The organism is Bacillus cereus group sp. N8 (assembly GCF_016483685.1).
Taxonomy (GTDB): Bacteria; Bacillota; Bacilli; order Bacillales; family Bacillaceae_G; genus Bacillus_A; species Bacillus_A proteolyticus.
In genome coordinates, this window is sequence record NZ_JAEHBK010000007.1 from 222,229 (window position 1) to 237,087 (window position 14,859).

Consider the following 14,859-nt stretch of genomic DNA (forward strand, 5'->3'; position numbering starts at 1 on the left):
ATGGCTAAAAAGAAAAGCTTTCCATTACGTATTGATCCTGAATTACACGCAGTCATCGAAAAATGGGCGAATGATGAGTTTCGTAGCGTCAATGCACACATCGAGTATTTGCTTCGAGAAATGGCAAAGCAAAAAGGAAAATTAAAAAAAGATAAAGATGAATAAAAAATCCCGCTGAGAAATCAGCGGGATTTTTATATTAGCTTCTCGTCATCTCATGCCCAATTGCACGATATCCTATATCACTTCGATAAAATAGACCATCACTCTCAATTTTACCGATTTCTTTATATACTTTGTCTTTCGCTTCTTGTAAACTATTCGCCTTACAAGCAACAAATAGTACACGGCCACCGTTTGTTACAAAGTCACCATGTTTCATCGCTGTACCCGCATGGAAAACAATCACATCTTGCAGCGCATCTAGTCCGCTAATAATATCACCTTTTTTATATGCTTCTGGGTATCCTTTAGAAGCCAGTACGATACCGATTACCGATTCTTCTGACCATTGTAATTTTAATTCACTTTCATCTAATACAGCATTACATACATCAACTAAATCGTTTTCTAAGCGTGGTAATACAACTTCCGTTTCAGGATCACCAAAGCGCGCATTAAATTCAATTACCTTTGGACCATCATTTGTTAAAATAAGACCTGCATATAAAATACCTGTAAACGAACGGTTTTCTGCAATCATCGCCTTGGCAGTTGGGTGTAATACTGTTTGAATCGCTTCTTGAACTGCTGATTCTGGAATTTGTGGTACTGGAGAATATGCACCCATTCCGCCTGTATTCGGACCTTTATCCCCATCAAAAGCGCGTTTATGATCTTGAGCAATTACCATCGGATGTACGGTTGTTCCATTCACGAATGCCATTAATGAAAATTCTTGTCCATCTAGAAACTCTTCAATAACGACCTTCTTGCTTGCTTCACCGAATTTCACATCTTGCAGCATTTCTTTCACAGCTTGTAATGCATCTTCAAGTGTCATTGCTACTGTTACACCTTTACCAGCAGCTAATCCATCAGCTTTAATAACAATTGGCGCACCAACTTTTTGAATGTACTTTACTGCTTCTTCATAGTCTGTAAAAGTTTCATATGCCGCAGTTGGAATATCATACTTTTTCATAAGCTCTTTTGTAAAAGCTTTACTACCTTCAATAACAGCAGCCGCTTTATTAGGACCAAATACACGAAGTCCCTCTTCCTTAAAACGATCCACGATTCCGTTCATAAGTGGAATTTCTGGTCCAACGAAAGTTAATTCAACATTATTCTCTTTTGCAAATAAGACTAATGCATCGAAATCATTCTCATCAATATCAACTGGTGTTGCAACATCTCGCATACCTTCATTACCTGGCGCTACATATACTTTTTCTACCTTTTCAGATTGTGCAAATTTCCAAGCTAAAGCATGCTCACGCCCACCGCGACCAATTACTAAAACATTCATATTTCATCCCCCAATACTTAAATAAGTACAAACTAGAAGCTATGCTCCTAGTTTGCTTTCATATCAATAGAAGTTTAAAAGGGAGGATCAAGAGAACCGAGCAGATCGAGGCGCATTCGCCAGGAGGACACGGAGTGTAGTTTTCCTACATGAGTACCGCACTGGCGATGCAACGATGACATGCGACAGTTATCTTGACCGGACCTTTTAAACATCCTCTATTAGTGTTTGAAATGACGTACGCCAGTGAACACCATAGCAATCCCATACATATCTGCCACTTTAATAGAATCCTCATCACGAATTGATCCACCTGGTTGGATAATTGCTGTAATACCAGCTTTTGCTGCTTCTTCTACTGTATCTGGCATTGGGAAGAAAGCATCAGATGCAAGTGCGCTACCTTGTGCTTTTTCGCCAGCTTGTGTAATTGCGATTTTTGCAGAACCTACACGGTTCATCTGTCCCGCACCTACACCAACTGTCATGTTATCATTCGCTAAAACAATTGCATTTGATTTCACATGTTTTACAACTTTCCAAGCTAGTTTTAAATCTTTCCATTCTTGCTCTGATGGTTCACGTTTCGTTGGAATTGAAATTGCGTCCTCATCTAATGATAACGTATCTTCCTCTTGAATAAGAAGTCCACCTTGTACAGAAGTTAGTTTTTTGCTTGCACTTGTCGCTTTTTCAATATTTACAGTTAGTAAGCGTAAGTTCTTCTTACTTTGCAACACTTCTAAAGCTTCTTGCGAGAACGAAGGTGCGATAACAATTTCTAAGAAAATTTCATGTAACTTTTCAGCTGTAGCTTTATCAATTTCACGATTAGCTGCAATAATACCGCCAAAAATTGATACTGGATCTGCCTCATAAGCACGTGTGTATGCTTCATGAATATCAGTTCCTACTCCAACACCACATGGATTCATATGTTTTACCGCTACTACTGCTGGTTCTGTAAATTCTTTTACGATGCTAAGCGCTGCGTCTGCATCGTTAATATTGTTATAGGATAATTCTTTACCGTGTAATTGTTCTGCGTATGCAACAGAAGAAGTTGCAGCGAATGGCGCTTTATAGAATGTTGCTTTTTGATGTGGATTTTCTCCATAGCGTAAATCTTGTTTTTTCTCAAATGTCACCGTTAATGTTTCTGGACTTTCTTCACCCATTTGCTCTGTTAAGTAGTTAGAGATTAACGCATCATATGCCGCTGTATGACGGAATACTTTCGCTGCTAATTTACGTTTCGTCTCTTCTTTTACTTCGCCGTTCTCTTTCAGTTCCGCTAATACAACATCATAATCTACTGGATCTACAATTACCGATACAAATTTATGATTTTTCGCAGCAGAGCGAATCATTGTCGGGCCACCGATATCAATATTTTCAATTGCATCAGCAAATGTTACATCAGGCTTAGCGACTGTTTCTTTAAATGGGTATAAGTTAACAACAACAAAGTCAATTGGTTGAATGCCTAATTCATTCATTTGCGCTACATGCGTTTCATTATCGCGAACTGCTAATAGACCACCATGAATGTTTGGATGTAATGTTTTTACGCGACCATCCATAATTTCTGGGAAACCAGTTACTTCAGAAATACCAATTACTTGTAAGCCGTTTTCTTCTAGTAATTTTTTCGTACCACCTGTTGAGATAACTTCAATCCCTTGTTCAAGTAAACCTTTAACAAATTCTACTACTCCTGTTTTATCTGAAACACTTACTAATGCACGCTTTTTCATTTATCCTTCACCCCTGGTTGTATGTTAGTTAACAGTTGTTTCTTTCACAGACTGAACAATTTGATTCACTGTATTTACGTATAATTTATGTTCAACTTGTTGAATTTTCTTTTGTAAGCTTTCTCTCGTATCCCCTTCAGAAACAACTACTGCTTCTTGCGCAATAATCGGACCTGTATCCATACCTGCATCTACATAATGAATCGTTACTCCAGTTACTTTCACACCCGCTTCTAACGCTTGACCAACAGCATCTTTACCTGGGAAACTCGGTAATAGTGATGGATGAATATTAATAATCTTCCCACCATACGCTCCTAGTAAAGTCGACCCAATTAAACGCATATATCCAGCTAAAATAACATAATCAATTTCATACTCTTCTAGCTTCTTTAATATCTCTTTTTCAAATGCTTCTTTTGACTCATATGCTTTCGCTGAAAAGGCGAAACACGGGATATGATGATAATGTGCCCGTCCAACAGCACGTGCTTCTGGTTTATCACATACTAATAAACTAATATCTGCATCCAATCTTTTTTCTTCTAACGCGTTAATAAGAGATTGGAAGTTCGATCCGCTTCCAGAAGCAAAGACTGCTAATCTACTCATAGTTCTGTGCTCCCGTTAAAAGTAACGCCAGCACCTTGTACAGTGCGTCCAATAATACGAGCTGTTTCTCCTTGCTCTTCAAGAAGACGAACAATATCTTTTGCATCTTCTTCCTTCACCGCTACTACCATACCAATACCCATGTTAAAAATATTGAACATTTCTTTCTCTTCCAGTTTTCCAACTTCTTGAAGTAAACTGAAAATCGGCTGAATTTCCCAAGCTCCTAGCTCAATTTCAGCACCAATTCCCTCTGGCAACATACGTGGAATATTTTCAATGAATCCGCCACCTGTAATATGCGCCATACCGTATACTTCATGTTTCTTCAATAGTTCTAAAATAGGTTTGACATAAATTTTCGTTGGTTTTAATAATTCTTCACCAAGAGGTAGCTCTAAGCGTCCGTAAATGCGATCTAAAGATAGTTCTCCATCTTCTAGTAACACTTTTCGTACTAAAGAGTAACCATTACTATGAATACCGCTAGATGCTAATCCAATTAATACGTGACCAGCTTCAATTTTCTCACCTGTTACAATTTTCTTTTTATCAACAATTCCAACTGTAAAACCAGCTAAATCGTACTCTTCCGTAGAATACATTCCTGGCATTTCAGCTGTTTCTCCACCAATTAATGCACAACCAGCTTGGCGACAGCCCTCTGATATACCTTTGACGATGTTTTCAATTTTGCTAGGTTCAGCTTTACCACAAGCAATATAATCAAGGAAGAAAAGCGGTTCTGCTCCTTGGACAACAATATCATTTACACACATTGCTACTGCATCAATACCAATTGTGTCATGTTTATCTGCCATAAAAGCGAGCATCAATTTCGTTCCCACGCCATCTGTTCCAGATACTAATACAGGTTCTTCTAATGCAAATTTTGATAGATCAAACATACCTCCAAAACCGCCTAAACCGCCTAGTACTTCTTTTCTCATTGTTGTTTGTACGTGTTTTTTCATGCGAGATACCGCTTCATATCCAGCTTCAATATCTACTCCTGCTTGCTTATATGCATTCGCCATCGTTATTTACACCTCGTCTTTTAATTTCTCCCCATCCAGGGCGGCCGTTTTAAGAAAGAAGCTAGCTTCTACATCAAAAGAAGTAGAAGCTTTTCCACTTTCTTATTTCATACTTTCTAAAAGCTCTTGCTCATAATCATAAAGAGCTGTTGGATAGTCTCCATTGAAGTAAGCCATACATAGGCCGCCATATTTCCCTTCATACGGACGTCCAATTGCATCTACTAATCCATCTTCGCTTAAAAATGTTAAAGAATCTGCTCCGATTATTTCACGGATTTCTTCTACTGTATTATTTGCTGCAATTAATTCTTTTCTCGTTTGAATATCAATGCCATAGAAACATGGATACTTAAGAGGTGGTGAAGCGATTCTTACATGAACTTCTGTCGCTCCAGCCTCACGAAGCATACGAACAATTCGTTTACTTGTCGTTCCCCTTACGATAGAGTCATCAATCATAACAACTCGTTTTCCTTCAACTACACCTCTTACTGCGGAAAGCTTCATCTTTACCCCTTGCTCGCGCAGTTCTTGAGAAGGTTGAATAAATGTACGTCCAACGTAACGATTTTTAATTAATCCTAACTCATACGGAATGCCTGTTGCCTCCGCATAGCCGATCGCAGCTGAAATACTAGAGTCTGGTACACCAGTAACAACATCAGCTTCAATAGGAGCTTCTGCCGCTAAGCGTTTCCCCATGTTTTTACGTGCTGCATGAACGTTAATACCTGCAATATTAGAATCCGGACGTGCAAAGTAAATATACTCCATACTACAAATTGCATGATCTACTTCATTTGTAAAACGATCTACGTGAATTCCTTCATCATTGATGATAAGTAATTCACCAGGTTCTACATCACGAATGTATGTTGCACCTACTACATCGAAAGCACATGTTTCTGATGCTACAACGTAAGCATCCCCCATCTTTCCAATTGAAAGAGGACGGAACCCGTTCGGATCTAGCGCAACAATCATTTCATTTCCAGTTAGTAAAAGATATGCGAACGCACCTTTCACTTTATTTAGAGCTTCTTTTACACTTTCAATTAAAGAATCTTTCGTACTACGTTTAATGAGATGTAAAAGTACTTCTGTATCTGAACTAGTTTGAAAAATACTTCCTTCTGCCTCTAATTCACGGCGAAGCATTTTTGCGTTAATTAAATTCCCGTTATGGGCTAGCGCCATACTGTGATCAGAAAAACGGAATAATAATGGCTGAACGTTAGCAACTTCACTTCCACCAGCTGTCGCATATCGTACGTGTCCGATTGCTGATTTTCCGTTTAATCCTTCTAGCTCACCTCTTGAAAACACTTCCGATATTAAACCTAACCCCTTGTGACCGATGATCTTTTCCCCATTATTTACAACAATGCCAGCGCCCTCTTGTCCACGGTGCTGCAAACTGTGCAATCCGTAGTACGAAACTTGTGCTGCATTTTCATGCCCCCAAATTCCGAAAACGCCACATTCTTCATTTAACCCCTTTATTTCAGCAAGCATGGGATTGCCCCTTTCCAAGCCTTTCTCATTTCATCTACATTTGCTGTAAGTAATACTTCATTTTCTTCATTATGAATTGTTACTTCATTTGTATTTGTTACTTCTCCAACTTGAGTTGCTTCAACGACTTTCTCGAACGCTTCTTTATTTTCACGTTTTACAGTTAGAACGAAGCGAGATTGTGATTCCGCAAATAATACCGCCGTTGCTTCTCCGTCTAATTTCACAGTAGCACCTAAACCGTTAGCACCAATTGCACTTTCAGAAATCGCAACTGCTAAACCACCTTCAGCAACATCATGTGCAGATTGAACAAGGCCAGCTTGAATTGCTTCTAATACTTGTTTTTGACGTTTTAATTCTACATCTAGATCGATACTTGGTGATTGGCCGAAAATTTTGCCGTGGACCATTTTCTGTAATTCACTTCCACCAAACTCAGCTTTCGTCTCTCCGATTACGTAAACTAAATCGCCAGCTTGCTTAAATTCTTGTGTTGTTACGTGTTTTAAATCATGTACAAGACCGACCATACCAACAGTCGGTGTTGGATATACCGCTTCACCACTACGCTCGTTATACATCGATACGTTTCCGCCGATAACTGGCGTTTGTAATGTGCGACAAGCTTCACTCATACCGTCTACTGATTTCTCAATTTGCCAGAAGATCTCTGGTTTTTCTGGGTTACCAAAGTTTAAGCAATCTGTAATTGCAAGTGGTTCTCCGCCAGAACATACGATATTACGCGCTGCCTCTGCTACTGCAATTTTCCCGCCCATTTCTGGATCTAAGTAAATATAGCGTGAGTTGCAATCTGTCGTCATTGCTAATCCTTTTTCTGTACCGCGTACACGTACAACCGCTGCATCTGAACCTGGTGTAACGACTGTGCTTGTGCGTACTTGATAATCATATTGATCATATACCCACTCTTTACTTGCAATTGTCGGTTGTTGTAGTAAAGCGAATAACGTTTCTTTATAATCTTCTACTTTTGGTGTTTCCATTTTCATCTGCTGGAACTCAGCAAAGTACGCTGCTTCTTTTGATGGTTTATGATAAATTGGTGCTTCTTCTGCAAGAGCATCTGCTGGTACTTCAGCTACCTTTTCACCTTTATGGAATAAACGAAGCATTTTGTCTTCCGTTACTTTCCCCATCGTAACTGCTGCAAGACCATACTTCTCAAATAAATCTACTATTTCTTGCTCTCTACCTTTTTTTATAACAATTAACATACGCTCTTGAGATTCAGATAACATCATTTCATATGGTGTCATTCCCGTTTCACGCTGTGGTACATCATCTAAGTACATTTCAATACCCATACCTGCTTTACTTGCCATTTCTGCAGAAGATGAAGTTAAACCAGCAGCTCCCATATCTTGAATTCCAACAAGTGCATCCGACTGAATAAGTTCTAAGCAAGCTTCAATAAGAAGTTTCTCCATAAATGGATCTCCTACTTGAACTGCCGGACGTTTCGCTTCTGAGCTTTCAGATAGCTCTTCAGATGCGAATGTTGCACCGTGAATACCATCACGACCAGTTGATGCTCCTACGTACATTACTGTATTACCAGCACCATGCGCTTGCCCTTTTTTAATATCTTCATGGTTAATTAAACCTACGCACATTGCATTTACAAGTGGATTTCCTTCATAACATGGATCAAATTGTACTTCGCCGCCAACAGTAGGAATACCGATGCAGTTACCGTATCCTGCGATTCCTGCTACTACTTCTTCGAATAAATATTTCACACGTGGTGATTGTAATTCACCGAAGCGAAGTGAGTTTAATAGAGCTACTGGACGTGCTCCCATAGAGAATACGTCACGGATAATACCACCAACGCCTGTTGCTGCTCCTTGATATGGTTCAATAGCAGAAGGATGGTTATGGCTTTCCATTTTAAATACAACCGCTTGATTATCACCGATATCTACAATTCCAGCGCCTTCTCCAGGCCCTTGCAGGACACGCTCACCTGTCGTTGGGAACTTGCGAAGAACTGGTTTTGAATTTTTATAACTACAATGTTCAGACCACATTACAGAGAATAATCCTGTTTCTGTATAATTCGGCAAACGGCCTAGAATCTTTTCAACCATGGCAAACTCTTCGTCTGTTAGCCCCATTTCCGCATATATACGCTCTTCTTTAATTTGTGTTGGATTTGGTTCAAGCATTAACGACATATGTTTCCCTCCACTGTTTTAAGATAGATTGAAAGACTTTTAACCCTTCAGCACCACCAAGCAATTCATCTACAGCACGCTCTGGGTGTGGCATCATACCAAGTACATTTCCCTTTTCATTTACAATACCAGCAATATCTGAAACGCTACCGTTCGGATTTTCTACATAACGGAATGCGATTTGATTATTCTCTTCTAATTGTTTAAGAGTCGCTTCATCACAATAGTAATTCCCTTCACCATGTGCAATTGGAATATTGATTACTTCATCTTTTTCATATTGTGATGTAAACATCGTTTCGTTATTTTCAACACGTAACTGAACAGTGCGACACATAAATTTTAAGTTTTCATTTCTCATTAGTGCTCCTGGTAGTAATCCTGATTCAACAAGAATCTGGAATCCATTACACACCCCTAAAATTGGTTTTCCTTGCTCAGCAGCTTTTTGCACTGCTTTCATTGCGTTAGCAAAGCGAGAAATAGCACCACAACGTAAATAGTCACCGTAAGAGAATCCACCAGGTAGTAAAATTGCATCATATTCATCTAAATTCTCTCTATCGTGCCAAACGTAATCTACTTCTTCACCAAGCTCATCTTTAATTGCATGGAACATATCGACATCACAGTTCGAACCCGGAAATACTATTACTGCAAATTTCACTGTGCGACAACCTCCTCAACTTCATAACGGAAGTCTTCCATTACAACGTTTGTTAATAGTTTTTCACACATTTCTTTTACCTTTGCGTCAAGGTCAGATACTGATTTATCAATTGTTAGTTCCATGTACTTTCCGATTCGAACGTCTTGTACTTCTGTAAATGAAAGACTATGAAGTGCCCCTTTTACTGCTGTTCCTTGTGGATCTAATACACTTTCTCTTAACGTTACATATACCTTAACTTTATACATGTGAAATTCCCCCTAAACGTTTTAAAATTTCTTCATATGCTTCTGTTAAATTCCCAAGATCACGACGGAATACGTCTTTATCAAACTTCTCATTGCTCGCTTCATCCCATAAACGGCAAGTATCTGGTGAAATTTCATCCGCTAAAATAATTTCTCCCTCATCGGTTACACCAAACTCTAATTTGAAATCTACTAATCTTACACGACAGCTTGCGAAATGCTCAATCAATACTTGATTGATTTGTAGAGCCATATCTCGTAATACGCTTACTTGCTCTGGCGATGCAACGTTTAATACACGAATATGATCTTCCGTTACAAGCGGATCTCCTAAATCATCATCTTTGAAGTAAAATTCTACGATTGGTTCTGCAAGTACAGTTCCCTCTTCCATTCCTAATCGTTTTGAAAGACTTCCTGCAATTACATTTCTTGTGACAACTTCTAGAGGAATAATACTCACTTTTTTAACAAGTTGCTCTGTTTCAGATAACTTCTCAACAAAATGTGTTTTAATTCCTACTTCTTGTAACTTTCTGAACAATAAAGTTGTAATCTCATTGTTCAAACGACCTTTTCCTGTAATCGTCTCTTTTTTCTCCCCATTGAAAGCAGTCGCACTATCTTTATACTCTACCCAAACCATATCTGCTGATTCTGTACGATAAATTCTTTTTGCCTTACCTTCATACAGCAATTCTAGCTTTTGCATTTCGCAAGCCCCCTGTAGTTTGAAAAATGTGAATAATATTTTTATAAAGAATGGCACAGAATGACTCTATTCTGTGCCATATGAAATTTTACGCTTCGTTTAATCCAAGGCGTTCAAAGATTGTATCAACATGTTGCATGTGATGCTCATAGTTGAAGCATTCATTAATTTCTTCTTGCGTTAACTTGCTCGTAATACGCTCATCGCCTTCTACAAGCTCTTTAAATTGTACTTGTGTTTCCCAAGCTTCCATCGCTTTAGGCTGTACGATATCATAAGCTTCTTCACGTACCATACCTTTGTCGATTAGTGTAAGCATTACGCGCTGAGAGTAAATTAATCCGTATGTTCTTGTCATATTGCGTTTCATATTCTCTGGGTATACAGTTAAGTTTTTAACGATATTACCAAAGCGATTTAACATGTAATTTAACGCAATTGTAGCATCTGGTAAAATTACACGTTCTGCAGAAGAGTGAGAGATATCGCGCTCATGCCATAATGGAACATTCTCGTAAGCTGTCATCATATAACCGCGGATAACACGAGCTAAACCAGTCATATTTTCAGATCCAATTGGATTACGTTTATGTGGCATTGCAGAAGAACCTTTTTGGCCTTTTGCAAAAGCCTCTTCAACTTCACGTGTTTCACTCTTCTGTAAACCACGAATCTCAACCGCCATCTTTTCGATAGATGTTGCAATTAGTGCAAGTGTTGACATGTAATGAGCATGGCGATCACGTTGCAATGTTTGTGTTGAAATTGGTGCTGCTTCTAATCCTAAGTTTTCACAAACATACTTTTCTACGAATGGATCGATATTTGCATATGTACCAACCGCACCAGATAATTTACCAACGCGAACTGTATCAGCAGCTTGCTTAAAACGCTCTACGTTACGTTTCATTTCTTCATACCAAAGACCAAGCTTTAAACCAAATGTTGTTGGTTCTGCATGAACACCGTGTGTTCTTCCCATCATGATCGTGTATTTATGCTCTTTTGCTTTGTTAGCTAAAATGCTTACAAAGTTTTCTAAGTCTTTTAATATGATTTCATTCGCTTGTTTTAAGATGTAAGATAGCGCTGTATCTACAACGTCTGTAGATGTTAAACCGTAATGAACCCATTTACGTTCCTCGCCTAATGCTGGTGTTTCTGATACAGCACGAGTGAATGCCACTACGTCATGACGTGTCTCTTTTTCAATTTCATAAATACGATCAATATCAAATGATGCATGCTCACGAATTTTTTTAACATCTTCTTTTGGAATATCGCCAAGCTCAGCCCATGCTTCACAAGCTAAAATCTCAACTTCTAACCATGCCTTAAATTTGTTTTCTTCCGTCCAAATTGCACCCATTTCAGGGCGTGTATAACGATTAATCATCTTTTTCCCTCCAACAGTTGTTCTTGATGGTCCCAAATATGCAAACTCTTTGCTTTTTCTAGAGCGACTTCAATATTATCATTTAAAATATTAACATGCCCCATTTTTCGCTGCGCTTTTGCTTCTTCTTTTCCATACAAGTGTAAATAGCACCCGGTTAATCTATTCACTTGTCCTAGGACCCCTTCTATATGTTCGCCTAAAATGTTTACCATGACAACTGGTTTTAACAAATTTGTTTCTCCAAGAGGTAAATTACAGATTGCTCGAATATGTTGACCAAATTGACTCGTTTCACATGCATCCTGTGTATAGTGTCCTGAATTGTGAGGTCTTGGTGCTAATTCATTAATATAAATCTCACCGTCAGCTGTAGCAAACATCTCTACCGCTAGTGTTCCCACAAGTTCTAGTTCATCTGCGAGCACTTTTGCATAAGCAATTGCTTTTTGAGAAAGTTCCTCTGTAATGCGAGCTGGAACGATAGATTCATGCAAAATGTTATTTACATGAATATTTTCCGCTACCGGAAATACTTTCGTTTCACCACTTACACTTCGAATTACAATAACTGATACTTCTTTTTCAAAAGGCACCCATTTTTCTAAAATGCACTCCGCTGCATTCGCAAGCTTTCGCGCTTTATCAACGTCAGCTTCACTTCTTAAAACAACTTGCCCTTTCCCATCATATCCACCTGTCGTTGTTTTTAAGACGGAAGGATATGATAAATCGGCGATTGCTTCAGTAAGCTGCTCTTGAGTTTGAACCAATCTATACGTTGCTACTGGTAATCCCGCTTTTTCAATTGCATTCTTTTCTGTAAAACGATTTTGCGTTTTACTTAACAACTGACTACCTTGTGGTAAGTAAGCATGTTTTTCCAACCATTGCAAACATCTATAATCAATATTCTCAAATTCATATGTGACAACATCACTGATCTCTGCTAAATGCTGAATTGCTTTTAAATCGTCATATGGTGCAACAATTTCAATATCAGCAACTTGTGCACATGGTGAATTCTTTGTAGGATCTAAAACAGCAATTTTATATCCCATCTCCTTAGCTGCCAATGCCATCATTCTTCCTAGCTGGCCGCCTCCAATAATACCGATTGTTTTTCCAGGTAAAATGATTCTCGTCATACTAGCTCACTACCTTCACGCACAGTTTTCTCAATAGCTTCTCGTCTCAGTTCTAATGCATCATGTATGTCATCATGAAATGATCCAAGTATTTGTGCAGCAAGTAATCCAGCATTTGTTGAACCAGCCTTACCAATTGCAACAGTTGCAACTGGAACCCCTCCTGGCATTTGGACGATGGATAATAATGAATCTAAGCCATTTAACGCTTTTGATTGAACTGGAACTCCGATTACAGGAAGATTCGTCTTCGCTGCAACCATTCCTGGTAAATGTGCTGCCCCGCCAGCTCCAGCAATAATAACTTTTAATCCACGTTCACGAGCTGTCTCTGCATATTCAAACATATAATCCGGAGTCCGATGAGCCGATACAACTTTTTTCTCATACGGTATATTTAATTCATCTAAAATGTCACAAGCATATTTCATTGTTTCCCAGTCTGACGTGCTTCCCATTATGACTCCAACTAGTGATTTCATATTAGAATCCCCCCGATTCAAATAAAAAAAGCCTGAAATAGAACAGTTTCTCTTTTACTATGAGAGAAAGCGCTCTACTCAGGCATACGTATCCCTTGTGAATAGAAAAATACCGAGTGACTTTCCCTCATAGTCTAACGAATAACGGTCGTTAGGTAGAGACTTGCAGGCCATATCCCCGCGATTATATGAGGTCTTATATTATTGTTTCTATGGCTATATTAACAATATTCCATAAACAATGTCAACAAATAATCGAATGTTTTTTTATTAGTCTCTGATAACGTTCGTGTTTTAGTTATATTCAAAAGGAGAATTGCAACTATATGCAAGAAGGAAAGGGAATTAGAATATATATTTCTAGAGATCTATTTTACGTATAGCTGTTTATATAGTACTTTAGTATGTTTTAATCAAAGTATATACACTCTTGTGAACTTATTATTGTAGCGAATTAATTTCTAAGGGGGAATAATCTTGAAAAAAATAACTATGCTATTATCCTATTTATTTTTCTCTATCGCAGTAATTGCTGTAATGATTGAATACTTATTTATATCATCCCATTTTTTCTACTCTCATTATTTTAAATATATACTTGCGCTAGAAATAATGTGTCCTATCATAGGGATTATTTTAGGAGTACTCGGAAAACCTGGAAAACCAAAAATCATTGCTATTACTTTGAATAGCCTTATTTTCATTCTTTTTTCTTCTTTAGCGTTATTCAATTTATGGATTTTAACATTTGGTAAATAAAAATAAACACAAAAAAACCTAAGTCGAAACGACTTAGGTTTTTGCTTGGCGACGTCCTACTCTCACAGGGACAAGGTCCCAACTACCATCGGCGCTAGAGAGCTTAACTTCCGTGTTCGGTATGGGAACGGGTGTGACCTCTCTGCCATCATCACCAAACTATGAAGGCATATTCCTTCAAAACTAGATAACATTTGCTACATATTATATGGTTAAGTCCTCGATCTATTAGTATTCGTCAGCTCCACATGTCACCATGCTTCCACCTCGAACCTATCAACCTGATCATCTTTCAGGGATCTTACTAGCTTACGCTATGGGAAATCTCATCTTGAGGGGGGCTTCATGCTTAGATGCTTTCAGCACTTATCCCTTCCGCACATAGCTACCCAGCTATGCCCTTGGCAGAACAACTGGTACACCAGCGGTGCGTCCATCCCGGTCCTCTCGTACTAAGGACAGCTCCTCTCAAATTTCCTACGCCCACGACGGATAGGGACCGAACTGTCTCACGACGTTCTGAACCCAGCTCGCGTACCGCTTTAATGGGCGAACAGCCCAACCCTTGGGACCGACTACAGCCCCAGGATGCGATGAGCCGACATCGAGGTGCCAAACCTCCCCGTCGATGTGGACTCTTGGGGGAGATAAGCCTGTTATCCCCGGGGTAGCTTTTATCCGTTGAGCGATGGCCCTTCCATGCGGAACCACCGGATCACTAAGCCCGACTTTCGTCCCTGCTCGACTTGTAGGTCTCGCAGTCAAGCTCCCTTATGCCTTTGCACTCTACGAATGATTTCCAACCATTCTGAGGGAACCTTTGGGCGCCTCCGTTACACTTTAGG

The 14,859-nt window shown here is 39.0% G+C and carries 14 protein-coding genes, 2 rRNA genes and 1 riboswitch; of the genes, 2 read left to right on the forward strand and 14 right to left on the reverse strand.

Annotation, left to right across the window (positions count from 1 at the left end):
• Entirely contained in the window at nucleotides 1–165 is a 165-nt protein-coding gene (locus JDS80_RS13865) for a type II toxin-antitoxin system antitoxin (RefSeq protein ID WP_001085172.1), read from the forward strand.
• Between the two features lie 34 nt (nucleotides 166–199).
• Here the strand turns inward: JDS80_RS13865 and purD are convergent, their stop codons facing one another.
• The 12 genes from purD to purE form a co-directional block, all read right to left on the reverse strand.
• Nucleotides 200–1,471 (reverse strand): phosphoribosylamine--glycine ligase, encoded by a 1,272-nt coding sequence (gene purD / locus JDS80_RS13870; RefSeq protein ID WP_199638932.1) that lies wholly within the window; start codon nucleotides 1,469–1,471, stop codon nucleotides 200–202.
• A 221-nt stretch (nucleotides 1,472–1,692) separates the two neighbouring features.
• Complete coding sequence (gene purH, locus JDS80_RS13875; protein WP_098888307.1) at nucleotides 1,693–3,228, reverse strand: bifunctional phosphoribosylaminoimidazolecarboxamide formyltransferase/IMP cyclohydrolase; 1,536 nt, start codon at nucleotides 3,226–3,228, stop codon at nucleotides 1,693–1,695.
• Nucleotides 3,229–3,252: 24 nt separating this feature from the next.
• A complete protein-coding gene (gene purN / locus JDS80_RS13880) occupies nucleotides 3,253–3,840 on the reverse strand; it encodes a phosphoribosylglycinamide formyltransferase (RefSeq protein ID WP_071747193.1) in 588 nt (195 codons plus the stop codon).
• Nucleotides 3,837–4,877: a phosphoribosylformylglycinamidine cyclo-ligase gene (purM, locus tag JDS80_RS13885; protein WP_071747192.1), complete on the reverse strand. Its 1,041-nt coding sequence runs from the start codon at nucleotides 4,875–4,877 to the stop codon at nucleotides 3,837–3,839. The genes purN and purM overlap by 4 nt, the downstream gene beginning before the upstream one ends.
• Nucleotides 4,878–4,979: 102 nt before the next feature.
• Nucleotides 4,980–6,395: an amidophosphoribosyltransferase gene (purF, locus tag JDS80_RS13890; RefSeq protein ID WP_000879018.1), complete on the reverse strand. Its 1,416-nt coding sequence runs from the start codon at nucleotides 6,393–6,395 to the stop codon at nucleotides 4,980–4,982.
• Nucleotides 6,380–8,599, reverse strand: a complete 2,220-nt coding sequence (gene purL, locus JDS80_RS13895; protein ID WP_199638934.1) for a phosphoribosylformylglycinamidine synthase II — start codon at nucleotides 8,597–8,599, stop codon at nucleotides 6,380–6,382. Before purL ends, purF begins: the two co-directional genes overlap by 16 nt.
• Entirely contained in the window at nucleotides 8,583–9,266 is a 684-nt protein-coding gene (purQ, locus tag JDS80_RS13900; protein ID WP_000666771.1) for a phosphoribosylformylglycinamidine synthase subunit PurQ, read from the reverse strand. Before purQ ends, purL begins: the two co-directional genes overlap by 17 nt.
• Nucleotides 9,263–9,517: a phosphoribosylformylglycinamidine synthase subunit PurS gene (gene purS / locus JDS80_RS13905; RefSeq protein WP_000278821.1), complete on the reverse strand. Its 255-nt coding sequence runs from the start codon at nucleotides 9,515–9,517 to the stop codon at nucleotides 9,263–9,265. Before purS ends, purQ begins: the two co-directional genes overlap by 4 nt.
• The gene (gene purC, locus JDS80_RS13910) at nucleotides 9,510–10,229 is read right to left on the reverse strand and encodes a phosphoribosylaminoimidazolesuccinocarboxamide synthase (protein WP_071747188.1); all 720 of its coding nucleotides are present in this window, start codon (nucleotides 10,227–10,229) and stop codon (nucleotides 9,510–9,512) included. Before purC ends, purS begins: the two co-directional genes overlap by 8 nt.
• 88 nt (nucleotides 10,230–10,317) lie before the next feature.
• A complete protein-coding gene (gene purB, locus JDS80_RS13915) occupies nucleotides 10,318–11,625 on the reverse strand; it encodes an adenylosuccinate lyase (RefSeq protein WP_071747187.1) in 1,308 nt (435 codons plus the stop codon).
• The gene (gene purK / locus JDS80_RS13920; RefSeq protein WP_071747186.1) at nucleotides 11,622–12,773 is read right to left on the reverse strand and encodes a 5-(carboxyamino)imidazole ribonucleotide synthase; all 1,152 of its coding nucleotides are present in this window, start codon (nucleotides 12,771–12,773) and stop codon (nucleotides 11,622–11,624) included. Before purK ends, purB begins: the two co-directional genes overlap by 4 nt.
• Complete coding sequence (purE, locus tag JDS80_RS13925; RefSeq protein WP_002010008.1) at nucleotides 12,770–13,255, reverse strand: 5-(carboxyamino)imidazole ribonucleotide mutase; 486 nt, start codon at nucleotides 13,253–13,255, stop codon at nucleotides 12,770–12,772. Before purE ends, purK begins: the two co-directional genes overlap by 4 nt.
• Nucleotides 13,256–13,365: 110 nt before the next feature.
• A riboswitch (purine riboswitch) is annotated at nucleotides 13,366–13,467 on the reverse strand.
• Nucleotides 13,468–13,732: 265 nt separating this feature from the next.
• Between purE and JDS80_RS13930 the strand changes: the two genes are divergently transcribed.
• Complete coding sequence (locus tag JDS80_RS13930; protein WP_199638936.1) at nucleotides 13,733–14,014, forward strand: hypothetical protein; 282 nt, start codon at nucleotides 13,733–13,735, stop codon at nucleotides 14,012–14,014.
• Nucleotides 14,015–14,057: 43 nt separating this feature from the next.
• On the opposite strand, the gene rrf is transcribed toward JDS80_RS13930, so the two are convergent.
• Nucleotides 14,058–14,173, reverse strand: a 5S ribosomal RNA gene (rrf, locus tag JDS80_RS13935).
• Between the two features lie 49 nt (nucleotides 14,174–14,222).
• A 23S ribosomal RNA gene (locus JDS80_RS13940) occupies nucleotides 14,223–14,859 on the reverse strand; the annotation flags it as partial.